The following is a 25,022-nucleotide window of genomic DNA, read 5'->3' as shown; positions in this document are numbered from 1 at the left end:
GGCAACGGTGATAATCGATTACCTGATTAAATCTCCACATATGAAAACGTATGATGAAAAACACGTCAAAAACATCGTACTGTTGGGCGCCCCCAAAAGCGGCAAAACCACCCTCTCCGAAACAATGCTGTTTGAAGCCGGTATCATCAGCAAACGCGGGACAGTAGAAGAAAACAATACCATCTCGGATTACCATGAAATAGAACACGAACGCGGTAACTCTGTCTATGCCACCACACTGCACTCAGAATGGAAAGACTACAAAATCAACATCATAGACACCCCTGGCCTGGAAGACTTTATCGGCGAAGTGATCGCCTCCATCCGTGTATGCGATACTGCTGTATTGCTGCTCAATGCGCAGTACGGCGTGGAAGTAGGTACTGAACTGATATGGGACTACGTCGATAAATACCGCAAGCCCACCATCCTGGCGGTCAACCAGCTGGACACTGAACAGGCCAATTTCAACAAAACCGTGGAAGATGCCACCCGTGTCCTCGGCAACGCTGTGACGATCATGCAGTACCCCGTCAACCAGGGCCCCGGTTTCAATGCCATCATCGATCTGCTTAAAATGACCCTCTACCGCTTCCCGGAAACAGGCGGGAAACCAGAAAAACTTCCCATCCCAGACAACGAAAAGGAAAGAGCGGAAGCCCTCCACAACGCACTGGTGGAAAAAGCGGCGGAAAATGATGACACCCTCATGGAACAATACTTTGAAAAAGGCAGCCTCGATGAAGATGAGCTCCGCCAGGGCATCAAAATAGGCATGCTCAAACACCAGATCTTCCCCGTTTTCTGCCTGTCCGCGAAAAATGATATGGGCAGCGGCCGCCTTATGGGCTTTATCGATAATGTGGCCCCCTCGGCAGTGGAAATGCCCGCAGAAATGACGAGCGACGGCAGGGAAGTTCTCTGCGACCCCGCCGGCCCCCCCTGCCTCTTTATCTTCAAAACGCTGCAGGAGCCTCACGTCGGACGATTATCTTTTTTTAAAGTGATGTCCGGCGAAATAAAACCCGGCATGGAACTGTTCAACGAGGAAGCCAATACGTCCGAACGCTTCAGCCAGATATTCGTTACCGATGGCAAAAACCGCAATAACACAGAATCCCTCAAAGCCGGCGATATAGGCTGTACCATCAAACTGAAAAATACCTTCACCAACCAAAGCCTCTCCGATAAAAACAAACCCATTCAGATAGACCCTATACAGTTTCCCACCCCTAAAGTCCGTGTAGCCATCGAAGCCCAGAATAAAGCCGATGATGAAAAACTCAGCGAAGTGCTGGCCGAACTGCACATGGAAGACCCTACGCTGCTGGTGGAATTCAACAGGGAACTGAAACAGGTGATCCTCCACGGCCAGGGCGACCTCCACCTGCTGGTCACCAAATGGCGCCTGGAGAATATTTACAAAATGCAGGTCGCCTACCTGCCAGCTAAAATACCTTACCGCGAAACTATCCGTAAACCGGCCCTGGCCTCTTACCGCCACAAGAAACAATCCGGTGGCGCCGGACAGTTTGGCGAGGTATACCTGAAAATTGAACCCTGGTACGAAGGGATGCCGCCCCTCAAAGAATACCCGGTAAGGGAAACGGAAGAAGTGCCGCTGCAATGGGGTGGCAAACTCGTCTTCAACAACTGCATCGTAGGCGGCGCCATTGACAGCCGCTTCCTGCCCTCCATCCTCAAAGGCGTGATGGAAAAAATGCAGGAAGGGCCGCTCACCGGTTCCTATGTGCGCGACATACGGGTAAGCGTATACGATGGAAAGATGCATCCGGTAGACAGTAACGATATCTCCTTTAAAATAGCCGGTATGATGGCTTTCCGCGATGCCTTCCACCAGGCTGCGCCACAACTGCTGGAACCGGTGTTCGATGTGGAAGCCACCGCGCCCGATACGATGATGGGCGATATTATGAGCGAACTGCAAAGCCGCCGAAGCGTTATAACGGGTATGGATACACTGAATGGTTACCAGGTGATCAAAGCCCGTACACCGCAGGCGGAACTGGATAAACTCTTTGCTGCGCTGCGCAACGTTACACAGGGCAAAGCCAAGGTCCACTCTGAATTTGCAGAATACGCGCCCGTTCCGCCGGAAATACAAAAGAAGCTAAGCGACGAATACCAGAAGGAAGAAGTGGTGTGAATTCGTAATTCGTAATTCGTAATTCGTAATTCGTAATTCGTAATTCGTAATTCGTAATTCGTAATTATAATGGTTACATCCATCCTTCCCTGTCAAGGCTTCTGTACTGAATAGCTTCCGCCATATGCGCCACCGTTATGCTGTGTCCGCCCGCCAGGTCCGCAATGGTACGGCTTACTTTCAATATCCGGTCATACGCCCGGGCAGACAACTTTAATTGCTGAATAGCATTTTTCAGCAGCTGGTTGCAGTCTTCCTCAACAATGCAATATTTTTTCAGTTGCCGGCTGTTCAATTGCGCATTGCAATAAATGCCTGGTAACGTGGCGTAACGCGCTGCCTGCACTTCCCGCGCGGCCATCACACGGTCACGGATACACGTGCTTTTCTCTTCTTCTCTGTTGCCGGTCAGATCACTGAAAGATACGGGCGTCACTTCTACATGAAGGTCTATCCTGTCCAGCAGCGGACCAGATACCCTGTTGAGATATTTCTGCACCATGCCAGGAGAACAGGTACATGCTTTTTCCGGGTGATTGAAATAACCGCAGGGACAAGGGTTCATAGATGCCAGCAACATAAACCCTGCGGGAAAATCAATGGCCGATCGTGCCCGCGAAATCGTTACCCGCCGTTCTTCCAGTGGCTGCCGCATCACTTCCAGCACCTGCCTTTTGAACTCCGGCAGCTCATCAAGAAATAATACGCCATGATGCGCAAGCGATATCTCTCCGGGCTGGGGCTGGCTGCCACCGCCTACCAGCGCGGTATCGCTGATGGTATGATGCGGTGAACGAAAAGGCCGTTTCAATACCAGCGATGCATGTTGTGGTAGTTTACCGGCCACGGAGTGGATCTTGGTGGTCTCCAGCGCTTCCTGCAGTGTAAGCGGCGGCAGGATAGTGGGCAGCCGCTGCGCCAGCATCGTTTTGCCGACGCCGGGCGGTCCTATCAGGATGGCGTTATGCCCGCCGGCAGCGGCTATCTCCAAAGCCCGCTTGATGTTATGCTGCCCTTTTACGTCGCTGAAGTCAAGGTCAAAGGATACCTGCGCCCGCTCTGGTGGCGCCGATGGCAATGGCGTAAGGCTTTCCGGCTGATGGAAAAACTGCATCACTTCAGACAAATGTGATACGCCATATACTTCCAGCTGCGCTACCATGGCGGCCTCCCGCGCGTTGACTGCCGGCAGCACAAATCCCCTGAACCCTTCCTGCTGCGCCTGTATGGCCATGGACAAGGCGCCGCGGATAGGCAGCACGCTGCCGTCCAGCGATAATTCGCCCATCAGCAGGTACCGGTCAAAGGCATCGGCGGGTATCTTGCCGGAAGCGCCTAATATCCCGATGGCAATAGGCAGGTCATACGCCGCACCGGCCTTGCGGATGGCTGCCGGCGCCATATTAACGACCGTTCTGGTGCGCGGCATCCGGAATCCAAGATGGCTGATGGCCGACTCGATCCGGCGCTCACTTTCCTTGACAGCGCTGTCTGGCAGCCCGACCATGTAAAAACGGTTCCCCTGCGGAGATACATTCACTTCTATGGTGATGGTAATGGCATCTACGCCGTAAATGGCGCTGCCGAAGGTTTTAACAATCATATGGCGTTGGGTTAACAGTTACTAATATAACAAAAAGACTTCTACCGGCCTATTCCTGTTGTTTACCGGCATTTTCTGCCGGTTTAACCTTACGGTCGTTGTCCGGCGCTCCCGGAGCGGATACTTTTACAGCATGAAAACAAAGACAGTATTGATATCCGGGGCCAGCGTGGCCGGTCCGGCACTGGCCTTCTGGCTGCATAAATATGGTTTTGAAGTGACCATCGTGGAACAGGCGCCTGCTATCCGGCCCGGTGGTTACGCGGTGGACTTCCGCGGGGCCGTATTGCCTGTTATTGAACAAATGGGACTGATGGATGAAATCCGCAGCTACGAAACAAGATCAGGGAAAATACGGATGGTCGACGAAAACAACCGCACCGTCGCCCGCTTCCCCGATGGCTTTACCAGCGGGGAACTGGAAATCATGCGCGGCGATCTGGTGAAAGTATTGTACGAGGCTACCCGTGATCAGGTCAGTTATATTTTTAATGATTCCGTCACCGCCTTATTGCAGGATGAAACCGGCGTGAACGTCACTTTCCGCAACAGCCGGCCTGCCCGCTACGATCTTGTTATCGGCGCCGATGGCGTACATTCCAAAGTGCGCTCCATAGCATTCGGCGAAGAGCATAAATATCTCTCGCACCTGGGGCTGTACATCGCCGTCTTTACTACGCCTAACTTCATGGATCTTGGTATGGACGGCCTATATTACGGGTCACTCGGAAAACGCGTAGGCGTGTTCGGTGCCTGTGAAGGCAAAGAAGCCCGGGCTTCTTTTTACTTTTCATCAGGTCCTCTGCATTACGACTACCGCGATGTGGAACAGCAAAAATCGATCATCCGTAAAAAATTTGCGGGTGAATCATGGAAAGTGCCGCAACTGTTGGAAATGATGGATACCGCGCCCGATTTTTATTTTGATGCTATTAGTCAAATTAAGATGGACAGTTGGTCCAATGGCCGTGTGGCGCTCGTCGGTGATGCGGCGCATTGTGCGTCGCCAATGGCCGGAATGGGCACCAGTATGGCTTTTATCGGTGCTTATATTCTCGCAGGGGAATTGCATGAAGCTAATGGCGATTATCAAAAAGCCTTCCGCCATTACGAAACAACGATGCGGCCGTTTGTAAAACGTTGTCAGGACATGGCCAAAGGCTCCGACTGGTTTGTGCCCGACACCCGTTTTAAACAGTGGATGAGCAACCAGTTCTGGAAAATACTGCCTTATACGCCCTGGAAAAATATGATGATAGAAATGCCGCTGAAGATCGCCCGTTCAATCACGCCCAAAGTATATGCGTAGCCCGGGGCTTCAGCCTCGTTAACGTAGCCCAGGGCTTCAGCCTCGTTAAACGTAGCCCAGGGCTTCAGCCTCGTTAAACGTAGCCCAGGGCTTCAGCCCTGGGTTTCTATGCGTTGCCGTTAATGTATCTGGTCCAGCAGGTCCAATACTTTCTCTCTTTTAAGGATTAGGTAACCGATTTTCTCTTTGGCGATACCATCTTTCAGGAGATAGGTAAAATGAAGGTCATCCTGGATAACGTCGGATTCAAAATATTTAAACAGAATTTTGCTCTCGTGACGAAGGTCTTCTGCTACTTCATACAAGTGTGTGGAGAGAATGAAAAGGCAGTTGGAACTGCGCAACAGTCCCCGGATAACCGCCAGTGAACAGTTTTTGGCGTCTTCCACATTGGTGCCTTTAAACATTTCATCGATCAGTACCAGCCAGTTTTTACCATCGTTGACCTGCATGATGGTGTTTTTAATACGCAGTACTTCACTGTAGAAATAACTTTCTCCCTTGAAGATATTGTCCTGTACCTGGATATTGCTGACAATGCCATGGAAGAAGCTCAGTTCCATATGTTTGGCAGGCACGCCCATGCCTATGTGTGCCATGAATACGGCGATGCCTACGGCTCTGATGAAAGTGGTTTTACCGGCCATGTTGGCGCCGGTGAGGAACATAAAATGGTTCTTTTCATCCAGTGTTACATCGTAGGCAACGGGTGCCTGCAGGATGATATGATATAATTGCTGCGCTTTAATGGCCGGCCGCGGACTGTCAGTAACAACAGGGAACTGCAGCTGGTAGTGTTTCATCGCTTTGGCCATAGCGTAGTAGGCGTCGAGTTGATGATAAAGGGTCACCAGTTCTTCCACTACTTTTCTGTGTCTTCTCCGGATATAGTTGTCATACCGGAGAATTTCCACATAATTCATTTTACCGGCGGCATCAACTTCCAGTATATCGCTGAAATCTTTTTTGTGTAACAGCTGCTGTGCCCGGTCCAGTAATACCTTCAGCACTTTGGGGGCATGGTCGGAATTGAATACGTCCACGAAGGTCCGGAATCCACGAAGCAGGTTCACCAGCTGTTCAAAGGAAAATTTGATGAAGCCGAAGTCCGGCGCATACAGTGTTTTATTGATGATAGCCTGAAGCCTCAAAGGCAGGCCTTCTGTATTGGAAATGGGTTCTATCTGGGCTTCCATGTAGTTTTCCACTACTACAATGGTGCCGTTGGATATAATGGAAGGCCAGCTGTTTTCCAGTTCGAGTATATATTGCAGGGCTTTCTGCCGTTGCTGGATGGCTGGAATATCCTGTAAGGGTGAGCTGAAAAGCTGGCGCAGATAGTCTCTCCCGCCTGCAGTGGTGGTGAAGTCCAACCGGTGGAACAAAGAAAATTCTTCGTCGCGGTTGAAGATAGATAGGTCGTAATAGGATGTTTTGTCCAGCTGCATGCAATATTATTTTGGTTAATATACAGGGAGATGCAATCATCAGGATTTTCCACACACCAATTTATATATTTTGATATGCAGGCATTTAGATATTTATTCTAAGATAGCAAGGCCACAAAAGATAAGCCAGGCATACTCAGAATAAATATCTAAATATCAAAATAACTAAATTTCAAAATTCAGGCGGTGCCCTTTGGTGGATTCATTGAACTGGCCGTTTGCATAGGCGAGGTGACCGCTCACAAACGTATGTGTGATGGCAGCCGGGAAGGTATGGCCTTCAAACGGGCTCCAGCCGCATTTATAGTAGATATTTTCCTTGGCTACAGGTGTTTTGTCGTGCATGTCCACGATGACACAGTCGGCATAGTATCCTTCTTTCAGGAAGCCTCTTTCTTTGATACGGAAGCAGATAGCAGGAGCATGGCTCATTTTCTCTGCTACTTTTTCAATGCTGAGCGCGCCTTTTTTCACGTATTCCAGCATCAGCAGCAGGCTGTGTTGTACCAGTGGTACGCCTGACGGAGCTTGCAGGTAAGACTGTTGTTTTTCGGCCCAGGTATGTGGAGCGTGGTCGGTGGCGATGATGTCCAGCCGGTCATCGAGGAGGCCCTGCCACAGCGCGGCTTTATTTTCCGGTGCTTTGATGGCGGGATTACATTTGATCAGATTGCTGTACAGTTTATAGTCATCGGAAGTGAAGTGCAGGTGATGTACGCACACTTCGGCCGTGATACGTTTCTGTGCCAGCGGCATCATGTTGGTGAACAATTGCAGTTCCTTGGCGGTGGAGATATGCAGGATATGCAGGCGTGCGTCGTGCTTTTTGGCAAACTGCACGGCTGTCCAGGATGATTCAAAGCAGGCTTCCACGCTGCGGATCAGCGGGTGGTCGGCAGCGGTAAGATGATCGCCTTTTTCCTGTTTGAATGTTTCCATATTGGCGCGGATGATTTTTTCATCTTCGCAGTGGGTGGCGATCAGCAGTTCCGTTTCGGAGAATATTTTTTCCAGTGTCAGGAAATTATCTACCAGCATATTACCGGTGGATGATCCCATGAATATTTTCACGCCGCATACACGGTCTTTTTTGGCGTTGGTCTTCAGTACTTCTTCTGTGTTATCGTTGGATACGCCCATGAAGAAGGAGTAGTTGGCCAGGGAATGTTGCCGGGCAATATCATATTTGTCTTCCAGCAGTTCCTGTGTAAGGGCGGCTGGTTTGGTATTGGGCATTTCCATGAAGCTGGTGGTGCCACCGGCGACGGCCGCACGGGCTTCGGTATAGATGGTGGCTTTTTCGGTGAGCCCTGGTTCACGGAAGTGCACCTGGTCGTCGATCACGCCGGGCAGGAGGTATTTGCCTTCACCGTTGATTTCTTCGTAATGGCCGTTAACAGTGAGGTTGGGGCCCATTTTGGCGATGCGGCTGTCCTTGATCCATACGTCCTGTACGGTGGTCGTTCCTTCATTGACCACAGCGATATTCCTGATGAGATATTGTTGCATGGTTACAAAGATAGTTCACACCGGGCTTATGCAAAGGAAAAATGCTTATCCTTCCAGGTGGATGGAAAATACTATCATCCGGGACTGCAGTTTCTCGATCACGTTGGCGTAACGGAGGTTCGGGTCTTTGACCAGCACATTGCCGAAACCGTTGCTGATCTTGAATTCAGGAGAGAAAATGAAGCTTTCAAAATAAAATTCAAAGCCGGCGCCTACTTCATAACCATAATCGCTTTTCTGGATTTTGATCAGGTTTTCTGCGCGGCGGGCGCGTGCGTTGGAGGCCAGGTCATAATCGTATTTCAGGCCGCCTATGACATATACCCGCATGTTGCCGATACGGTCCGATTTGAATTTCAGCTGTAAGGGGAAGCTCAGCAGGATGGACTCTATCTTTTTATCGGTGCTTTCCGGCTTGGGATAGGTATCACGGTAATACAGGTTTTTGGACGCAAAAAGCAGCTGGGGATTGAAGCGAAGGTCAAAATGCTCCGTCAGGCGGGCATTGGCCAGCAATCCCAGGTTGAACCCCATTGTTTTCAACGGTTCTGCGATCATGGTCGAATCATCGGCCAGGAACGCGGTAGAGTGCTTCAGTTTGAAAAACGACTGGTTGGCGGCCAGCGTGATGCCAAAATAATAGGGTTTTGCATCATGGTCTATCATATTCAGGTTGGTTTGCGCTGCTGCCGGCAACACAAACAGGATCAACAGGGATATCAGCGCGTAGCGCAGTAGATAGAACATATGCCGAAAGTGAGCGTTTTGCATGTAACGGCCGGGAATCCTGTGTTAAGTAATATGGTTCGCATTTCTTCGCCCTGCGGGAACGCTTTCACGGATTCTGGCAGATAACTGTAGGCCGCTTTGCTTTTGGCCACAAATTTCCCGATCAAAGGTACGATAAGACGAAAATACGAATTATATAATTGTTTAATGGGAAAAACTGTCGGGTTCGAGAATTCAAGAATCACCAGTTTTCCGCCTGGTTTCAGCACCCGGCGCATTTCTGCCAACCCTTTTTCGAGGTTTTCAAAATTGCGGACGCCAAAGGCCACTGTTATGGCATCAAACGTCTCATCCGCAAAACTTATTGTCTCACTATCGCCCAACTGCAGGGTGATTTTATGCTCCAGGCCCAGTTTTTTGATCTTTTCCCGTCCATGGGACAGCATGCCTTCGGAGATATCGATGCCGGTAATACTGTCAGGATGCAGCTTTTTTTCTGCCATCACGGCAAAATCCCCGGTACCGGTGGCCACGTCCAGCATTTTTTTGGGCTGCAGGCTTTTCAGGTATTTCAGGGCTTTCCGGCGCCAGATCACATCAATTCCCAGCGACATAAAATGGTTGAGGAAATCATACCGGTAAGCTATATCATTAAACATGGACGCTATCTGCTCCTTCTTGCTTAATTTTGACCCTTCAAAGGGTACGATCTTCTGAACATTTGTATTCGCTGACATGGCCGCAAAGTTAAGTCATCTGAAGGAATGCAAACAGGAAGATGCGGGATTTTTAATGGAACAACGTAATATCATGATTATTAAATCTGCAGAATATCTGATCAGCAGCCCCGACTGGGAGAAATGCCCCACGCCTAATATGCCGGAATATGCTTTCATAGGCCGGTCCAATGTGGGCAAGTCTTCCCTGATCAATGTGCTGGCCAATAATGAAAGGCTGGCCAAAACTTCCGGTACGCCCGGGAAAACGGTGATGATCAACCATTTTCTGGTCAATAAGGAATGGTACCTGGTGGACCTCCCCGGGTACGGTTTCGCTAAAAGAAGCATGTCCCAGCGCAAACAATGGGAAAAAATGATCGAAGACTACCTGCGCAAAAGGACCAACCTGGTCACCATCTTTGTGCTGATCGACAGCCGCCACAGCCCGCAGAAAATCGATATCGATTTTGTAAACCAGCTGGGCGAATGGAACGTGCCTTTCAGCCTCGTGTTTACCAAAGCGGATAAAAGTACGCAGGCGGAAGTAAGCCGCAACGTGAAGTCGTTCCTGAACAAAATGCGGGAAACCTGGGAATTCCTGCCGCCTCACTTCGTCACTTCCACGGTCAAAAAATCCGGTCGCGATGCTATTCTGGGCTATATCGAAGAATTAAACGCACAGTTCAGGGCTATCGCCTGAGTTGCGATATAACAAAACATTCCGGGCCTGACGTTTATCCAATAACGTTAGGCTTTTTTATTGGGCGGACGGATGTAAACAAACGGATAAAACGGCTGGATTAGGGGGAGAAAATCACCCGACGTGCAGTACACGTCAAAATTTGAGGAAGGTACAAACTACTGACAGGGTTGGGGCCTTGCTTAATTTACGATCTTATTGGCGCAGCTGCTGCTGGCGAAGGCCTCCGGCTTGGCTTTAAAGGCGAAGCCCATACCAAGGATATAACCCATGGCTTCCCGCAGTGCCAGATTGCTTTTGAACTGGGGATTAGTATTGATGTCCGCATGTACTTCCATGTCTACGTCATACTCGGTAAACAGGTCGCAGAGCTCATACGCGATCTCAATACTTTTGGCCACTTCCACCAGCATACGCTCTTTGATGGAATAGCAGTCCTTGGTTTTTTCATTGTGGATAAACATAAATCCGCCATGACCTTCCCGCAGGAATACGATCACCGTAGCAAATTCAGTATCCAGTCCTTTTACCTGGGAATCGGTGCCTATGCATACTTTCAGGCGATAGCCCCGGGCAGCTTCCCGGATAATGGCCTGCCGCACTTCTTCCTTGATCGGAAGGTGGATAACCTCTCCATTAAATCTTCTCCATTGCATAAAATATATATTAAAGGGTGAACATGCAATTGTGTCAGATAGGATATTGCCAGCCAAATGAAGTTAATGCCAAGCTATTTGGGTCAACAAGATGGAATCAGTCCATTGGGGGTTAAATGGCTATATATATTTATCGAATATACGAAAAGCTGCCAGTTATTTGCCAACAGCCTTTCATGAAATTTTTTTTCGGGGAGATGTACGCTAACGGATTAATACTGTCCGGTGCTCAGTAATACCAGTGTGCAGGCTTCCTGCGGTACGATGTTGTTTTGCCGCGCCAACTCCTCCAGCTCATCATTTTCGGTACCCGGATTAAAGATAATGCGCCGGGGCCGTAGCTGCAGTATATAGTCGTAATACTCCTTTTGTAGTATCGGGTTCATATATAAAGTCACGGTGTCTACCTGTTCCAGCGGAGGATGGTCTGTAATGACAGGTACTTCTCCGATGGTGGCGGCCCTTTTTCCAATAGCTACGACAGGATGCCCGTGGGCGGTCAACCGGTTAACCGCCAGGTAGCTGTATCGTTCCGGGTTAGGCGATGCGCCCAATACCACGGTGAGTTTTTTATCGTTGGTGGTTTCCATATGCCTAAGGTACGAATTTCAAAACAAGTGGTAAGCGCTTCGGGGCATATGGGCCAGGATGTGGGAGAAGGCGGTATTGATGTCGGGATATTGAAAAACAAAACCTTCCTGCAGTGCCCGGGTGGGCAATACCCACCTGCTTTTCAGCAGTAGTTCCGTTTCTGTGCCGATAAGAGTGGCCCCGATGCGCAACAGGGGCGCGGGCGCTGGCAGGCCAAACAAATGACCGGCTGTTTTACGCAGCTGTTGCATGAAAGTGCGGTTGGGTATTGGGTTGGGGGAGGTGCAGTTGTATACGCCGCTGGCCGTGTCATTTTCATACAGCCAGTCGATCATGCGGCATACATCGGTGATATGTACCCAGGTGAACATCTGCCGGCCGCTGCCCTGATGCCCGCCCAGCCCGAATTTCACGAGGTTCAGATAAGGATGCATGACGCCGCCTGGCTGCCATCCCAAGGTGACGCCTATACGAAGAATAGTCTTACGTGTATGCGGCAGCGTTATCCCGTTAAAGGTGGCCTCCCAGCGCTTGCATACCTGTACGGAGAAGTCATCGGCTATTTCGCCATTGAATTCGTTCATCGGTCGGTCTTCTGCATGCCGGTAGATGGTGGCGCTGCCGGCGTTGACCCACAGGCGGGGCGGCTTTTTCAGCGTTTGGGTTACGGCGCCGAGGATACTGGTGGCATCTGTACGGCTGTTGAAGATAGCCTGACGGTTTTGTTCATTGTAACGGCAGTTCACACTTTTGCCGGTCAGGTTGATCAACAGGTCGGCGCCTTCCAGTGCGGCGGCCCAGTCCCCGCGGGTGCGGCCGTCCCACACTATGTATTGCACCCGGCCCCTGGCCGCTTGCGGACGGCGGGTCAGTATCACGATGTCATTGTCGGTGCCGAAATAGTCGCTGAGGCCATGCCCGATAAATCCACTGCCACCGGCTATGATGATGCGCTTGTTTTTCATGTTTTCTGTTTTCTATAATTCAGAACTTTCAGTAAATATTGAAATATAGCAGCAAAAAAATAAGCTTATTTAATAAGCTTAAGCAGGCTGCTGTAAAACCAGCTCTCCTCCGATTTAATGAAGGCGCTGATAGTCCTGTCGGTTTGCTGGGCAAACTTGTTGATATTGGAAATGGAGTCTTTGAAAGCCTTTAACTCCCTGTCTTTGGGATCGCCTTCGGCCTGTTGCAGCTGCAACAGCACTTTCATGATAGGGTCCAGTTCCCGTTTTTTCCGCTCCCGCGCAATGTAAGTCGCCACTTTCCAGATATCTTTTTCTGCTACGAAAAACTCTTTTCGCTCACCCGGAATCAACACACGTTCTACCAGTCCCCAGTTGATCAGCTCCCGCACGTTCATATTGGTATTACCACGGGAAATATTCAACTCCGCCATAATATCATCGGCGCTCAACGGGTCAGGCATCACCAGCAACAACGCATGGATCTGGGCCATGGTACGGTTAATACCCCATTGTGCCCCCAGAGATCCCCAGGTTTGAATAAACTGCGCTTTTGCATCCACTAAGTTCATGTAGGTCGATTTGTTGAAAATCAAAAATACACCAAGTTTTTGAACTTTCAAAAGTTTATGAAACAAAATCTATAGGTAGATGACACTGGGAGGTATTTTGAAAAGGAAAGAGCGCGCAGCGGCTTCTGTTTTTATATTCCGGGAGATAGGAAAGCCCCGTTAAAGGGCCGGTTGCTTCCTTCAGGAGAATTTTACTATGCAATGCATTTTACCGGAGAAGTGGTTTTACATTTCATGAGACAGGAGAATTCTTTCCAGGACCAGCAGCTTCTTCGGAAGAAGCTGCATTATGCAATGCATTTTACCGGAGGTCTGTTTTATATTCCTGAAGACAGAGAGCCCTTCCCGGGACCAGCAGCTTCTTTCAGCTTATTGAAAATAAGCCGGTGAATTTACTATAGGCTGTTTTGTATTTCTGAAGATAAAAAGCTTGTATGCTGCCAGCCGTTCCTCCTCATACATAACCCAATAAATAAAGAAAAGACTCCGTCTAAAAAGCCGGAAAAACTAATCGTAGCCCAGGGCTTCAGCCCTGGGAACCAGAAAAAAAAGCCCGAAGCCGTAGCTTCGGGCATATTTATTCATAATAAACAAATTCGCGTCAGTGACTACACCAGCATGGTTACCGGATTTTCCAGGTAGGTTTTCAGGGTAGCCAGGAAACGGGCGCCTACGGCTCCATCCACGCTTCTGTGGTCGCAGCTGAGGGTCAGTTTCATGATATTGGCGATTTTCACCTGGCCTTTTTCAACGATAGCGGTTTCTTTGATGCCACCTACAGCGAGGATAGCGGAATCCGGCGGGTTGATGATAGCGGTGAATTCGTCGATGCCGAGCATACCGAGGTTGGAAACAGTGAAGGTGTTACCACTGAAGTCCTGCGGTTGCAGTTTTTTGTTTTTGGCTTTGTCGTACAGGCCTTTGGCTTCACCGGCGATCTGGCTCAGTGATTTCTGGTCTGCAAAACGGATTACCGGTACGATGAGGCCGTCTTCGATGGCTACAGCGGAACCGATATGTACGTGTTGGTTGTGACGGATAAAGTCGCCCATCCAGCTGCTGTTCACGTCCGGATGCTGACGCAGTGCCAGGGCGCAGGCCTTGATCACCATGTCATTGAAGGAGATTTTCACCGGGGACATCTCGTTGATGGCTTTACGGGCGTCCATGGCTTTATCCATGTTCACGTCTATTTTCAGATAGAAGTGAGGAGCGGTGAATTTGCTTTCGCTCAGGCGTTTAGCGATCACTTTACGCATCTGAGAGAGCGGGGTATCGGTATAACCTTCCTGGCCGGCAGGTACGAAGGCCGGTGCAGATGGTGCAGCGGCGCTGGTTTTAGCGGCAGGGGCAGCAGATGGAACGAAGTTGTCCACATCTTTTTTCACGATACGGCCATTGTCACCGGAACCAGCTACCTGGGCGATGTCAATACCTTTCTCAGCAGCCAGTTTACGGGCCAGCGGAGAGGCTTTCACACGACCGTCGGAGGAGGTGGCAGCAGCAGGTGCAGTCGTGGCGGCCGCGCTGGTGGCAGCGGGAGCGGCAGCTTCAGCAGGAGCGGCTTTGGCAGGAGCAGCGTTTTCGCCTGCGAGGATCACGTCCACATTAGTGCCCGGTTTACCTACAATGGCGATGATGCCGTTTACTTTGGCAGCTTCTCCTTCTTTAACGCCAACATACAGCAGTGTTCCGTCCGCATAACCTATCACTTCCATGGTGGCTTTGTCGGTTTCTACTTCTGCCAGTACGTCGTCACTTTTTACTACGTCGCCTACTTTTTTGTTCCAGGCAACTATTTTTCCTTCTGTCATCGTATCGCTCAGCAGCGGCATACGGATAACAGTCGCATTTTTCAGTGCTTCTTTTAATGCAGCATCATCAGCAGCAGGTGCGGCGGCGGCCGGTGCAGCTTGTGGTGCCGGCGCAGCGGCGGCTTGCTGGGCAGGTGCCGCAGCGGTTTCGCCGGAATTACCTTCCAGCAAAGGTTTATAGTCTTCGCCTGGTTTACCTACAATGGCGATAATACCATTCACTTTGGCTGCTTTGCCTTTTTCCACACCAATGTACAGTAATGTGCCCTCTACGTAGCCTATTACTTCCATCGTCGCCTTGTCCGTCTCCACTTCAGCAATAACATCGTCTGCCTTTACTTGATCGCCCACCTTTTTATGCCATTCCGCAATCACCCCTTCCGTCATCGTATCACTCAGGAGGGGCATTCTGATAACTTCTGCCATAGTGTTTATTAAAAATTTTGCTCAAACCTACATGTTTTTGCGCAAAAACGCAAAGAAGGAATGCTAAACGGTTTAAAAATGTCTAATGATCGTTAAGATATAATAAGTGAATCTCAATTAAAAATCGAGCTCCATATTAAGCCTGTCTTTTAACTCTTTTACCAGGGGATATTTTTCCGCCATGTGCTGGAACTGCTCCCTGCTGGAAAGAGGTGCCGGCCCGATGTCCTGTACCTGCTGGCTCTCGTCCAGCTGAAGGGTCAGTACAAGGGTCGGATTATTGAATTTCTGCTTGAAAAACTCGGAAATAGCCATTTTCTCCTCTTCCATGAACCGGTGCTGTACGATGTTACGGCTCACAATACCAATTTCGGTGGCTCCGAGCAACTTCAATACGGCCAGCGCCAGATTGCTCACTACGGTCATTTTATTGGCCTGACGGAACCGGTCAATGAACTCTTCCCAGTAAACTTCGAGCGCACCGGCCGTCAATGGGATGCTCTGCACCTGTGCACTGGTCTGCTGTTTGGCGGCCAGCGCTTCTTTCATGGCGGCCAGACCGGTCAGCTTGCTCGCTGGTGCGGCTGTTTTGGCGCCTGCGGTAGCAGTGGCAGGTTGACTGCCACTTGTGGCATAGCCTGCTGCGGAAGTGCCCTGACTGGCGGCGGATGTGGTATTGGTAGCTCCTGCGCTGGCGACAGGGGCGGTCTGTGCGGGTGCCACCGGCTGATGGACCGGCGTATTCCCTGTGCCTGCATTATTCCCTGCGGGCACAGCTGCCGGACCGGCTGTCTGGCTACCGGGATTGCCTGCTACAGGCTGTGTGGGCACAGCGGTGGCAGGGGCAGGAGTGCTGTCTACGGTCAACCGGGCGGTCTCGGGCGACTGGGCCGCAATGCTGGCTGTAGTCGCCGGTTTGGCAGCGGCGGGTTGCGCACCCGGAGCTCTCAGCCGCTGTGGTGGCGTTCCGTCAGCTACCAGCTTTTTTTTTGACACCTCCCCGTTGTTGTCATCGCTCACCAGGCTAACGGCCTGCTGCAGGTAACACAGCTTGATCAGCGCCATCTCCACATGCAGGCGCTTGTTACGGGCCAACCGGTAGTTGATCTCCGTATCATTGAGCAGGTGGAGGGCGGTAATAAGGTAGGCCGGACTGATTTTGCCGGATAATTGTTTATAACGGTCTTTCAGGTTGCCGGACACTTCTACCAGGTGAAAAGCTTTCTCTTCTTTGCTGAGCAACAGGTTGCGCAGGAATTCGGCCCAGCCGTTCAGGAAGTTGTCCCCTTCAAAACCTTTCTGTAAAATTTCATCAAATATTAACAGGGCAGTGGCCACGTCCTGCTGCAACACGGTGTCCATGATCCGGAAGAAATAATCATAGTCCAGGATGTTCAGGTGCTCCAGCGTATTCTGATAAGTAAGGTGGCCGCTGGTGAAACTTACGATTTTGTCCAGCGTGCTCAGCGAGTCACGCATACAGCCGTCCGTTTTCTGCGCTACCAGGTGAAGCGCGTCAGCGTCTGCCTGGATATGTTCTTTGTCACAGATCTCTTTCAGGTGGTCTACGGTGTCCTGTATGGTGATCCGCTTGAAATCGAATATCTGGCACCGGCTTAGAATAGTCGGTAATATCTTGTGTTTCTCTGTGGTGGCGAGAATAAAGATCGCGTAGGAAGGTGGCTCCTCCAGCGTTTTAAGGAACGCGTTGAAGGCAGATGAGCTCAGCATGTGCACCTCATCTATAATATAGATCTTGTATTTGCCGGCCTGTGGGGAAAAACGTACCTGCTCCACCAGCGTCCGGATATCGTCTACCGAGTTGTTGGAGGCGGCATCCAGCTCGTGAATGTTGAAGGAACTGCCTTCATTGAAGGATTTGCAGGAATGGCATTCGTTACAGGCTTCCCCATCGGGCTGCAGGTTCTCGCAGTTAATGGTTTTAGCCAGAATACGGGCACAGGTGGTCTTCCCTACTCCACGGGGTCCGCAGAACAGAAAAGCGTGCGCCAGCTGGTTATTGCGGATGGCATTCTTGAGCGTGGTGGTGATATGTGCTTGTCCTACAACTGTTGAAAAGTTCTGTGGACGGTATTTACGGGCTGAAACGATAAAATTCTCCATATGACTGCAACGCTTTCGCGAGCGCCGAAAATACGCACAAATTCAGTAAGAGAAAAATGGAAGCCACCGGCGTGGCTTTCGGCTCAGGCTTCCGGCTCCATGGTCAACAAAAATTCCAGGAAAGATTTCCGCAACAGGACATTGCTGTTATTGTACTGCTCCATTACCGAGGAAATGATTTCGTGCAGCTCCTGCAGGGCGGCATAATCAGGCACCTGGTCCTGCATGAAAATACAGTCCTGCATGGTAAACAGCTGTACCCTGTCATACAGCTCCGGCGAAAGGCAGCTGGTATGCCCGGGCGAAGAGGTGACTTCATGCAGCAACCGCCGGAACCGCCAGCATTCAGCTCGCAGCTCTTCCATCCAGGGCATCAGCAGGGCGAGGGTATCGTGACTGGCATTAAAAACCTGGCTGATGGCATGGATGACCCGCACCACCTGGTCGTTCAGCCGGTTGGCAAACTCCTGGTGCATCAGTATCTGCTGGTACCGGGTGGTCAGTAACCGGACGGTATCCGGCCCTTTGGCCAGGGCACGCTGATAATGATAGCCGTAAGCCTGCCGGTCGTGCTGCTGCAGCCAGTCCTGTTCGGCGGCTACATGCCGTGCCAGTTGCCGTGCCAGTTCCCTGGCATCGGAGGCTTTGCGGGATTGTCCGTCAAATTCAAAAGTGCGGGTCTGGAACTGCCCGATGGCAATGGCCTGCAATGTTTCCACATCCTGCTTGTCCCGGTAGTAGCTCCTGATCCGCCATACGATGTCCGGATGATATAACTGTGCCATGCTGGTGGCAACGGCCGCAGAAAGGGCCTGTTCATCCTCCGTATTAATAGCGGTAAACGCCCGGTTATCATAATAATCATGGAAAGCGGCGGGATATTCGTATAACCGGTGCCGGTGGGTCAGCTCTGCTACAAATTCAGCAGGTGAGATTGTTTCGCCGGTAAATCCCGGTGAAAGGACATCGTACACCTGCCGGGTGCTTTGTTCCTGCAACAGCTCGGGATCATCAAATAACTGCCAGGCACTGGTATTGACCTGCTCACAGATAATACCGGCGGCAAGGTAACGCTGTTCCCGGTCTTCCCGGGTAGGATGGGTGGTCCATTGTTCCCGCAGCTGCACCCGGCTCTTCAGGAAAGTATGAAAATAACTGTCGGGGATGACCGGCAGTCCTGCTGCATCCGTGTCCAGCCTGTTCTGCCGGGCATAATAGTCGATCACGGCGCGGTGCGTCTGGAAAATGTTGCTGAACTGCTGCCCGTCGTTTTCCAGTTCAGACAGCTTATGCATACAGTGGTCCAGGCAATAGGTGCCCATCTCCACACGGCGTCCGCCGCTGATAGCCGCCGCTGTGCCCGCCAGTGACACGGCCAGCGCATCGGCATGAAACTCCATCTCCCGGCTAAGCTCAAGGTATTGCCGGTTGATCAGGCGATACAGCTTACGTAGTAAAAATTGTATACTGTTGACCAGCATCAGGGTCACATGAGCGAAAAATCCGGGCAGGCTGCCATGGCTGCTCCACCGTATGGCCAGATCGTTCCAGCTGTCATTCTCGTACAGCATATTGTACAGTACCTTGTTCAGGGCATACACATAACTGCCCAGTTTCATGCTGCGCCTGGAAAAATGTGCAAACTCCTGCGCCAGTATCATCTTAAACTCGCTGATATTAACGCTGTTCACCAATCCCAGCCCTATTTCCAGGTTCATCCGTGCAGGCCATAACAGATTGAAAAAGCTGGCATTGTAAAAAACCGCAACATTCACTTCCGGCACTACAAACACTTTCTCCGGAAAACGGATACGCGTGTCTTTGACCAGCCGGGAGATAAAATCAAATAACCTGGGATGATGATGCGCTTCTATCGGGGCACGATAAGGGTTTACCGGAGGGCGCCGGTAAAAAAGAAACCGCACAAGGAGAAACAACATCAGACCGCCCAGTATTGCCAGTGCAGGACCGGCAATAAACGTGAAGATATTGGGATAATAGCCGGTTAGTGCAATGCCGGCTGTTATGAAAGCCGCACCCAGCGTTATAGCTGTCAGTAAAACAATTGCATACAACAGAAAAAAGAGCAATATAAAGCCGATCACCTTTACTATCTGTAGCCTAAACGCTGTCGTGGGCTGAAAGACCGCGGGATCTTTAATCCCCGGACTTGCAGGATATAAGTTGGTCATAACAAAACATCAGGTTAAATACGATAGCCGTTGCAAAAGGGATTTAAATATAACCAATATTCAGGGATTAATTGCCTGGCCCTGCGGTATCGGATATTGATATGGTATCCTGCAAAGACAATACAGGGGCCATTTGTAACGTGACAGGAACAGATAAAGTTGTCATGCAGGTTTTTCAGAACAAAAAAGCCCGGCTGTCTGAAGAAAGCCGGGCTATGCTGTTTTAACGGATAACAGTTATTTTAAGATCGGATGTCTTTCCACCGGTACGTTAGGATCAAACATACAGCGGTAGGTGGTCAGTATCCTGGAAGGCTCAGCTCCCAGGCTGGTCGCCACATTCAGCATACGAGGGTTGAAATCGCCGATCCATTGCATTTCATACTGATTGTAAGGCATGCTTTTGCGTTGTATTACTTTGGCGCCTTCCAAAATGATATAGGCGTCCACTCCCTTGCCCTGAAACTCAGGCACAATGCCGAAAATAATGCCTACTATCTTGTGGCATTGTTTGGTTAGTTTCATCCACAGAAAGATCAGTTTTCCCCATAAGTTCATTTTCCCGTTCATGTGTTTTATATACTGATTCAGGTCTGGCAGATTAAGCCACATGGCTATAGGTTCATCTTTATAATAGGCAAACCAGGCAACCTTTTCATCCATCAGGGGCTTCATCTGATTGAAAAGGCTCAGTGCCTGCCCTTTGCTCATTTCTTTACCACCGGCATGCTGGGCCCAGGCTTTATTATAGATAATACTGAAGTCTTGTGCGAATTTCTCCAGCTGGTTCTTTCTGATATGCCGCGCGGAATAATCCGGGTCCTGGCTCACGGCAGCGTGGCGGGTGTAGAATTTGTCCGCCAGTTCGCCATAGATATGCATATCGTAGCAGATCTGGTTGAAGAACAGCCGGAAACCGTAAGTTTCAAACAGGCGGACATAATACGGCGGATTAAAATTCATGCCATACAGCGGTTCGTGGTAACCTTCGGTCAGCAACCCCCACCAGTTGTTACGCTCTCCAAAGTTGATAGGGCCGTCCATGGCCTCCATCCCTCTTTCCTGTAACCACTTTTTGGCGGTGTCAAATAAGAGGTTGGCTGCCTCCTGTTGGTCGATACAGTCAAAGAAGCCCATACCGCCTACCTTCACTTTATCCCCTTTATTGGTGTACTTCTTATTTACAAAGGCGGCCACTCTGCCGGTCAGGTTTCCCTGTTTGTCTTTCATGATCCACCGGGCACACTCCCCATGACGGAACGCTTTGTTCTTCTCAGGGTCAAATACAGCTTCAATATCCTTGTCCAGTGGTCTGATCCATCCAGGTACGTCCTTGTTTAGCCTGATGTGTACTGCTAGAAACTCCGCCGCTTTTTGGGCATTGTCAACTAAAATCAATTCCATGGATACTATTTATGAAAATTTGCGCAAAAATAAGAAAAACAGCCGTTGGCATTATTTTTTCTGCTGATATCTTATGAAGCGAAACTATATCCTCCCTCTTATACTCTGTATCTTCACCATTATTCTAGCACTGGGCTACTGCCGGCAGCAGACGGAAGTCCGCCGGGTACTCACGGAAAACCAGCGGTTATGGAATGAAAACCGCGACCTGCGCAAAAGCCTGGAACAAAGCAACAATGTAAGCCGCCAGATAGATGACCGGCAGGCCGTTCAGCAACGTGTGGCCGGCCAGTTTGTAGAGAGACGGGCATATTACCGCCGCAACTGGCAACAGTTCATCACGGTTGCTGCCAGTGATTACCGCACCGGTTTCCTGGGCGGCATCAAAAACCTCAGCATCGTTGTCCGTAACCAAACAGAATACCCGATAGACAATGTAGTGGTAACGGTGCAGTATATGCGCAATAACGACGAGGTATTCAAAACAGAACAATACACCATCAATAATATCCCCGAAAAGAGTGAGCGCAGCGTAGCGGCTTCCAACAGCCGCAAGGGCAGCAAGGTTAGCCTCAAACTGGTAAGTGTGACCAGCCAGGCCATGAACTTCTGCTGGGCTGCGGGCAAACCCGCGCCGGCCAACAATCCTGATCCCTTTGAGTGTGTGCCCTCTCCGCCGAAGAATCCTTAACTTTGGCGCATGATTACTTTACAACAGGTAGATATCCCCGGACAGGCAATAAAAGAGCTGTATGAAGAAGCATTTCCCTACGAAGAAAGAAGGGACTGGCCGGTGGTGTTGTCACTACTGGGCAGTGGTAAGCTGAAGATACTGCAGCTGGAAAAGGACGGGGAATTTGCCGGGTTTGTATGTTACTGGCCTTTGCCGGACTATACTTTTGTAGAGTACCTGGCCATCCATGCGGCTGCCAGAGGCGGTGGCATCGGTACCCATATTATGGAAGAACTGGAAAAACGTTTTGGCAACCTGGTACTCGAAGTAGAGCCTCCGTTAACGGAGCAGGCAAAGCGCCGCGTCGTTTTTTATGAAAGACTGGGATACCAGGCTTTTGAGCAGCCCTATTACCAACCTCCCTATCACGAAGGCTATCCACCTTTGGAACTGCGCTTAATGCAGAAAGGTTCCACCCATGACGGTGAAACCTTTCTCAACATTAAAAATCAGATTTATCGTTTCGTTTACAATCTCAGCTAGCCTCTTCTGACTCTTTCTCCGCCGTCGCCGCCACCACCGGATTCTCCACGGGATGGACGGGATTGTTGTTGCTGCTGTTGCTGTTGTTGCTGTTGTTGCTGTTGTTGCCTTTGCATCTCCTGCTGCTGTTGTTGCTGCTGGCGTTGTATTCTTTCCTGTTGCTGTTGCTGCTGTTGTTGTTGACGCATTTGTTGTTGTTGCTGTTCGCGCTGCATGCGTTGCTGTTGTTCCATTTGTTGTTGCTGTTGCCTCATTTGCTGATCACGCTGCATCCTTTGCTGTTGCTCCTGTTGCTGCTGCTGTTGTTGTTGTTGTTGTTGTTGACGCATCTGTTGTACTTGCTGGTCACGCTGCATGCGTTGCTGTTGTTCTATCTGCTGTTGCTGTTGACGCTGTTGCTGCTGCTGCCATTGCTGGTCGCGTTGCATCTGTTGGTCACGTTGTATCCGTTGTTGCTGTTGTTGTTGCTGCTGCTGCTGCTGCTGCCATTGCTGGTCACGTTGCATCTGCTGCGGATTATTATTGTTGCCTGGTGTCACTCCTCTTGAAGGGCGGTTGTATCCGGGCTGATTGACGCTGTTGTTGTTGTTATTGTTGTTGTTATTATTGTTGAAATTCGGCTCGCGGGATATACGTCCCCCATTGTTGTTATTACCGTTGTTGATGTTGCCGTTATTATTGTTGTTATTATTGTTATTGTTGTTGAAATTCGGTTCGCGGGACACACGGCCGCCATTATTGTTGCCGTTGTTGATATTGCCGTTACCGTTATTGCCGTTATTGTTTAACACACTGCGGGAAGGCCGGCTGGCGTCTCCTCTGTTAAGCGCATTGGCATCCGGACGGAAAATCTGCAACTGGTTGTTTTGTATCCTGCCTGCTCCGGGCCTGTCGGTATTGGCAACTCTTACAGGTCTTACCGTGTTGCCGGTATAACGTTCCACTTCCCGTACGTCCGGCCCTCTGGAAATTCGTCCTCCGCCACCGTAGTTGTCACGGGTACCATTATAATTGTTGTTGATGATAGTGGTATTGTTGATGATCGTTACGTTACGGCTGTTATTGATATAGTAATTGTTGATCTGCCGGCTACCGATATATCTTCTGGGAACGAAAGCCCAGTAGGAAGTCGGCATATTGTAAGCGGAAGGGCCCATTGGCGCCCATCCGTAGTAGTCTCCTCCACTTCTCCAGTCTACCCATGCCGGGCCCCATTCGGTGCCGGGTATCCACATCCATCCATACATGCCGTCGTACATCCAGCGGCCGTAGTGGAAGGCGGCCCATCCCCAGGAATAGTCAGACATCCAGGTCCATCCGTAGTCGGAATAAACCCAGTGCCCGCCGGTGTAGTAAGGGCGAAAATCCGGTCCTGCATTTGGTATCCATACCTGGTTGTAGCCGGGATAGCTTGTCCAGCGGCCATAAGGGCTCAATTCATCATAAAAAGAGATGGAAGCGCCCACCTGTACCTGTGGCCCCGGGCTGTAGGCGGAATAGGTAGTAGCACAACTACCCAAAAAGAAGGATATAAGTAAAAGAGATAATCCTGTGTTTTTAAATAATCTGTTCATACTCCTGTTTTTTAGTCCTGATTGGTTTCGCTGTTATTAGACTTTGCGGAGATTCAATGGCTTGCTTTTGTTTGTTCCGGTTTATACTTCAATGATCTGCTACTTTTAAGGTGTCAATTGGTGTTTCAAACGCGGTCTAAATGCAGTTAGTCATTAAGGCAAAATGTTAAACAAAATTGTTAAAATTTTTATAACGCTTTTCGCTGCAGATAGAGCGTTACGAGTACTATCAGGCAAAAATGATTCCAATTTATTTACCTTGATCTAAGTTATACTGATACAATGTTTTAGGAATTGTGTATTATTGCTTTGTGAATAATTTTCATAATGTGAGATTTGTTTAAATGCCAACAGCCCCTTATCGCATTTTTTGAATACATTTTCCTAACCCAAAAACCTATATGTACAATGCCTGTTTTACCAACGTTGAAGTATAAACGAATATTTACCTGGCTCGTGCTTGTTTTTCTGGCCATGTTCCTGCTGCGCCTGCTATACGGCTATACGCAGTCCCGCAGCAGCGATAGTACGGGTCAGAGCGAAAGTTTCCTGTCACAGGTGCAACAGAAAAACTACGCCTCCGAGAAAAAAATCATGAAGGGGGAGGCAGCTCCAATAGTGTCAGGCCAGAAATATGAGAAAGTGGCTTATGTACAGTCGCGCTCCACGAGCTTTACGGAAGATGAAAAACAGCTGCACGGCACTATTCGCCAGTTTGGAGCGGTTATCCAGTATCAACAGGAGTCGGGCAACAAAGGTAACCGCGACCTGCGGCTGATGATCGGCGTGGCGCCGGAAAAATTCGATTCCTGTTATTATGCCATTCAGAAAATAGGGACCATCAAGTCTACCAGCATCACTAAAGTGGACAAAACCAACGAATACCGGAAACTCAATGCCAGCAAAGTTTCTCTTGAAAAGAACCTGGCATCCCTGAACGCTCTCACTTCTCAACAGGGAAAAATAGACGAACGTATACTGTTACACGAAAAGATAGCAGAGGTAGAGCGGCAGCTGCAGGAACTGGGCGTGGAACTGGGCAACTTCGATGAGGAAAACGAGTTTTGCACGATACAGTTCAGCATGTATGAAGGGGCGGCTGAGAGAGGTATTCCTTTTTATTCCCGTGTCAAAACAGCACTGGAATGGACTGTCAAGTATTACGTATTGCTGATGGCGGGCATTTGTCTGGCTGCGCTGGGCGCCTGGTTGTTACTGAAAGTACTGACGATGGTAAAAGCGGAATAATAACAGCAGATTATTTTTTCAGTTAGCTATTTTTTCATTTAAAGGAGGCCAGGCTT

Annotated in this window: 20 protein-coding genes; 6 read left to right on the top strand and 14 right to left on the bottom strand. The window is 49.9% G+C overall.

Annotation, left to right across the window (positions count from 1 at the left end):
• Window positions 1-40 precede the first annotated feature (40 nt).
• Entirely contained in the window at window positions 41-2,167 is a 2,127-nt protein-coding gene (locus HGH92_RS07580) for an elongation factor G (protein WP_168870117.1), read from the top strand.
• A 73-nt stretch (window positions 2,168-2,240) separates the two neighbouring features.
• On the opposite strand, the gene HGH92_RS07575 is transcribed toward HGH92_RS07580, so the two are convergent.
• Window positions 2,241-3,770 carry a YifB family Mg chelatase-like AAA ATPase gene (locus HGH92_RS07575; RefSeq protein WP_168870116.1) on the bottom strand — a complete coding sequence of 510 codons (1,530 nt, stop codon included), beginning with the start codon at window positions 3,768-3,770 and terminating at the stop codon, window positions 2,241-2,243.
• Between the two features lie 133 nt (window positions 3,771-3,903).
• On the opposite strand from HGH92_RS07575, the gene HGH92_RS07570 reads away from it, so the two are divergent.
• Window positions 3,904-5,079 carry an FAD-dependent monooxygenase gene (locus tag HGH92_RS07570; RefSeq protein WP_168870115.1) on the top strand — a complete coding sequence of 392 codons (1,176 nt, stop codon included), beginning with the start codon at window positions 3,904-3,906 and terminating at the stop codon, window positions 5,077-5,079.
• Between the two features lie 119 nt (window positions 5,080-5,198).
• Here the strand turns inward: HGH92_RS07570 and HGH92_RS07565 are convergent, their stop codons facing one another.
• The 4 genes from HGH92_RS07565 to ubiE all read right to left on the bottom strand — a co-directional run bounded on the left by HGH92_RS07565 (window position 5,199) and on the right by ubiE (window position 9,502).
• Window positions 5,199-6,527 (bottom strand): MutS-related protein, encoded by a 1,329-nt coding sequence (locus HGH92_RS07565; protein ID WP_168870114.1) that lies wholly within the window; start codon window positions 6,525-6,527, stop codon window positions 5,199-5,201.
• Between the two features lie 165 nt (window positions 6,528-6,692).
• Window positions 6,693-8,036: a dihydroorotase gene (locus tag HGH92_RS07560; protein WP_168870113.1), complete on the bottom strand. Its 1,344-nt coding sequence runs from the start codon at window positions 8,034-8,036 to the stop codon at window positions 6,693-6,695.
• 45 nt (window positions 8,037-8,081) lie between these two features.
• Window positions 8,082-8,783: an outer membrane beta-barrel protein gene (locus tag HGH92_RS07555; RefSeq protein WP_168870112.1), complete on the bottom strand. Its 702-nt coding sequence runs from the start codon at window positions 8,781-8,783 to the stop codon at window positions 8,082-8,084.
• Window positions 8,756-9,502 carry a bifunctional demethylmenaquinone methyltransferase/2-methoxy-6-polyprenyl-1,4-benzoquinol methylase UbiE gene (ubiE, locus tag HGH92_RS07550; protein ID WP_168870111.1) on the bottom strand — a complete coding sequence of 249 codons (747 nt, stop codon included), beginning with the start codon at window positions 9,500-9,502 and terminating at the stop codon, window positions 8,756-8,758. The genes HGH92_RS07555 and ubiE overlap by 28 nt, the downstream gene beginning before the upstream one ends.
• Before the next feature lie 73 nt (window positions 9,503-9,575).
• Here ubiE and yihA point away from each other — a divergent pair, with 73 nt between their 5' ends.
• A complete protein-coding gene (yihA, locus tag HGH92_RS07545) occupies window positions 9,576-10,184 on the top strand; it encodes a ribosome biogenesis GTP-binding protein YihA/YsxC (RefSeq protein ID WP_247654844.1) in 609 nt (202 codons plus the stop codon).
• Between the two features lie 182 nt (window positions 10,185-10,366).
• On the opposite strand, the gene HGH92_RS07540 is transcribed toward yihA, so the two are convergent.
• From HGH92_RS07540 to HGH92_RS07505, 8 genes are all read right to left on the bottom strand, one after another.
• Window positions 10,367-10,840 (bottom strand): ribonuclease H-like YkuK family protein, encoded by a 474-nt coding sequence (locus tag HGH92_RS07540; protein WP_168870110.1) that lies wholly within the window; start codon window positions 10,838-10,840, stop codon window positions 10,367-10,369.
• Between the two features lie 212 nt (window positions 10,841-11,052).
• The gene (locus HGH92_RS07535; RefSeq protein ID WP_168870109.1) at window positions 11,053-11,430 is read right to left on the bottom strand and encodes a CoA-binding protein; all 378 of its coding nucleotides are present in this window, start codon (window positions 11,428-11,430) and stop codon (window positions 11,053-11,055) included.
• A gap of 18 nt (window positions 11,431-11,448) precedes the next feature.
• Window positions 11,449-12,396, bottom strand: a complete 948-nt coding sequence (locus HGH92_RS07530; RefSeq protein ID WP_168870108.1) for a TIGR01777 family oxidoreductase — start codon at window positions 12,394-12,396, stop codon at window positions 11,449-11,451.
• A gap of 65 nt (window positions 12,397-12,461) precedes the next feature.
• Window positions 12,462-12,968 carry a GbsR/MarR family transcriptional regulator gene (locus HGH92_RS07525; protein WP_168870107.1) on the bottom strand — a complete coding sequence of 169 codons (507 nt, stop codon included), beginning with the start codon at window positions 12,966-12,968 and terminating at the stop codon, window positions 12,462-12,464.
• Between the two features lie 608 nt (window positions 12,969-13,576).
• The gene (locus HGH92_RS07520; RefSeq protein WP_168870106.1) at window positions 13,577-15,208 is read right to left on the bottom strand and encodes a pyruvate dehydrogenase complex dihydrolipoamide acetyltransferase; all 1,632 of its coding nucleotides are present in this window, start codon (window positions 15,206-15,208) and stop codon (window positions 13,577-13,579) included.
• A gap of 117 nt (window positions 15,209-15,325) precedes the next feature.
• Window positions 15,326-17,332, bottom strand: coding sequence for a DNA polymerase III subunit gamma/tau (locus HGH92_RS07515; protein ID WP_168870105.1), 2,007 nt, complete (start codon window positions 17,330-17,332; stop codon window positions 15,326-15,328).
• Window positions 17,333-17,415: 83 nt separating this feature from the next.
• Window positions 17,416-19,524 carry a M48 family metallopeptidase gene (locus tag HGH92_RS07510; protein ID WP_168870104.1) on the bottom strand — a complete coding sequence of 703 codons (2,109 nt, stop codon included), beginning with the start codon at window positions 19,522-19,524 and terminating at the stop codon, window positions 17,416-17,418.
• A 237-nt stretch (window positions 19,525-19,761) separates the two neighbouring features.
• Window positions 19,762-20,928: a hypothetical protein gene (locus tag HGH92_RS07505; RefSeq protein ID WP_168870103.1), complete on the bottom strand. Its 1,167-nt coding sequence runs from the start codon at window positions 20,926-20,928 to the stop codon at window positions 19,762-19,764.
• Window positions 20,929-21,001: 73 nt separating this feature from the next.
• Here HGH92_RS07505 and HGH92_RS07500 point away from each other — a divergent pair, with 73 nt between their 5' ends.
• Both HGH92_RS07500 and HGH92_RS07495 read left to right on the top strand, forming a co-directional pair.
• A complete protein-coding gene (locus tag HGH92_RS07500) occupies window positions 21,002-21,619 on the top strand; it encodes a hypothetical protein (protein WP_168870102.1) in 618 nt (205 codons plus the stop codon).
• 9 nt (window positions 21,620-21,628) lie between these two features.
• Window positions 21,629-22,144 (top strand): GNAT family N-acetyltransferase, encoded by a 516-nt coding sequence (locus HGH92_RS07495; protein ID WP_168870101.1) that lies wholly within the window; start codon window positions 21,629-21,631, stop codon window positions 22,142-22,144.
• On the opposite strand, the gene HGH92_RS07490 is transcribed toward HGH92_RS07495, so the two are convergent.
• Window positions 22,141-23,718 carry a DUF6600 domain-containing protein gene (locus HGH92_RS07490; RefSeq protein WP_168870100.1) on the bottom strand — a complete coding sequence of 526 codons (1,578 nt, stop codon included), beginning with the start codon at window positions 23,716-23,718 and terminating at the stop codon, window positions 22,141-22,143. The genes HGH92_RS07495 and HGH92_RS07490 overlap by 4 nt on opposite strands.
• A gap of 408 nt (window positions 23,719-24,126) precedes the next feature.
• On the opposite strand from HGH92_RS07490, the gene HGH92_RS07485 reads away from it, so the two are divergent.
• Window positions 24,127-24,966: a DUF4349 domain-containing protein gene (locus HGH92_RS07485; RefSeq protein WP_168870099.1), complete on the top strand. Its 840-nt coding sequence runs from the start codon at window positions 24,127-24,129 to the stop codon at window positions 24,964-24,966.
• Window positions 24,967-25,022: the final 56 nt, after the last annotated feature.

This window comes from Chitinophaga varians, from assembly GCF_012641275.1.
In the GTDB taxonomy this organism is placed as follows: domain Bacteria; phylum Bacteroidota; class Bacteroidia; order Chitinophagales; family Chitinophagaceae; genus Chitinophaga; species Chitinophaga varians_A.
This window is presented reverse-complemented; position numbering and strand designations above follow the sequence as displayed.

Excerpts from the sequence above, each read along its gene's own strand:
- HGH92_RS07580 (WP_168870117.1), top strand. The coding sequence starts at position 41 with ATGAAAACGTATGATGAAAAACACGTCAAAAACATCGTACTGTTGGGC.
- HGH92_RS07575 (WP_168870116.1), bottom strand. The coding sequence starts at position 3,770 with ATGATTGTTAAAACCTTCGGCAGCGCCATTTACGGCGTAGATGCCATT.
- HGH92_RS07570 (WP_168870115.1), top strand. The coding sequence starts at position 3,904 with ATGAAAACAAAGACAGTATTGATATCCGGGGCCAGCGTGGCCGGTCCG.
- HGH92_RS07565 (WP_168870114.1), bottom strand. The coding sequence starts at position 6,527 with ATGCAGCTGGACAAAACATCCTATTACGACCTATCTATCTTCAACCGC.
- HGH92_RS07560 (WP_168870113.1), bottom strand. The coding sequence starts at position 8,036 with ATGCAACAATATCTCATCAGGAATATCGCTGTGGTCAATGAAGGAACG.
- HGH92_RS07555 (WP_168870112.1), bottom strand. The coding sequence starts at position 8,783 with ATGTTCTATCTACTGCGCTACGCGCTGATATCCCTGTTGATCCTGTTT.
- ubiE (WP_168870111.1), bottom strand. The coding sequence starts at position 9,502 with ATGTCAGCGAATACAAATGTTCAGAAGATCGTACCCTTTGAAGGGTCA.
- yihA (WP_247654844.1), top strand. The coding sequence starts at position 9,576 with ATGATTATTAAATCTGCAGAATATCTGATCAGCAGCCCCGACTGGGAG.
- HGH92_RS07540 (WP_168870110.1), bottom strand. The coding sequence starts at position 10,840 with ATGCAATGGAGAAGATTTAATGGAGAGGTTATCCACCTTCCGATCAAG.
- HGH92_RS07535 (WP_168870109.1), bottom strand. The coding sequence starts at position 11,430 with ATGGAAACCACCAACGATAAAAAACTCACCGTGGTATTGGGCGCATCG.
- HGH92_RS07530 (WP_168870108.1), bottom strand. The coding sequence starts at position 12,396 with ATGAAAAACAAGCGCATCATCATAGCCGGTGGCAGTGGATTTATCGGG.
- HGH92_RS07525 (WP_168870107.1), bottom strand. The coding sequence starts at position 12,968 with ATGAACTTAGTGGATGCAAAAGCGCAGTTTATTCAAACCTGGGGATCT.
- HGH92_RS07520 (WP_168870106.1), bottom strand. The coding sequence starts at position 15,208 with ATGGCAGAAGTTATCAGAATGCCCCTCCTGAGTGATACGATGACGGAA.
- HGH92_RS07515 (WP_168870105.1), bottom strand. The coding sequence starts at position 17,332 with ATGGAGAATTTTATCGTTTCAGCCCGTAAATACCGTCCACAGAACTTT.
- HGH92_RS07510 (WP_168870104.1), bottom strand. The coding sequence starts at position 19,524 with ATGACCAACTTATATCCTGCAAGTCCGGGGATTAAAGATCCCGCGGTC.
- HGH92_RS07505 (WP_168870103.1), bottom strand. The coding sequence starts at position 20,928 with ATGGAATTGATTTTAGTTGACAATGCCCAAAAAGCGGCGGAGTTTCTA.
- HGH92_RS07500 (WP_168870102.1), top strand. The coding sequence starts at position 21,002 with ATGAAGCGAAACTATATCCTCCCTCTTATACTCTGTATCTTCACCATT.
- HGH92_RS07495 (WP_168870101.1), top strand. The coding sequence starts at position 21,629 with ATGATTACTTTACAACAGGTAGATATCCCCGGACAGGCAATAAAAGAG.
- HGH92_RS07490 (WP_168870100.1), bottom strand. The coding sequence starts at position 23,718 with ATGAACAGATTATTTAAAAACACAGGATTATCTCTTTTACTTATATCC.
- HGH92_RS07485 (WP_168870099.1), top strand. The coding sequence starts at position 24,127 with ATGCCTGTTTTACCAACGTTGAAGTATAAACGAATATTTACCTGGCTC.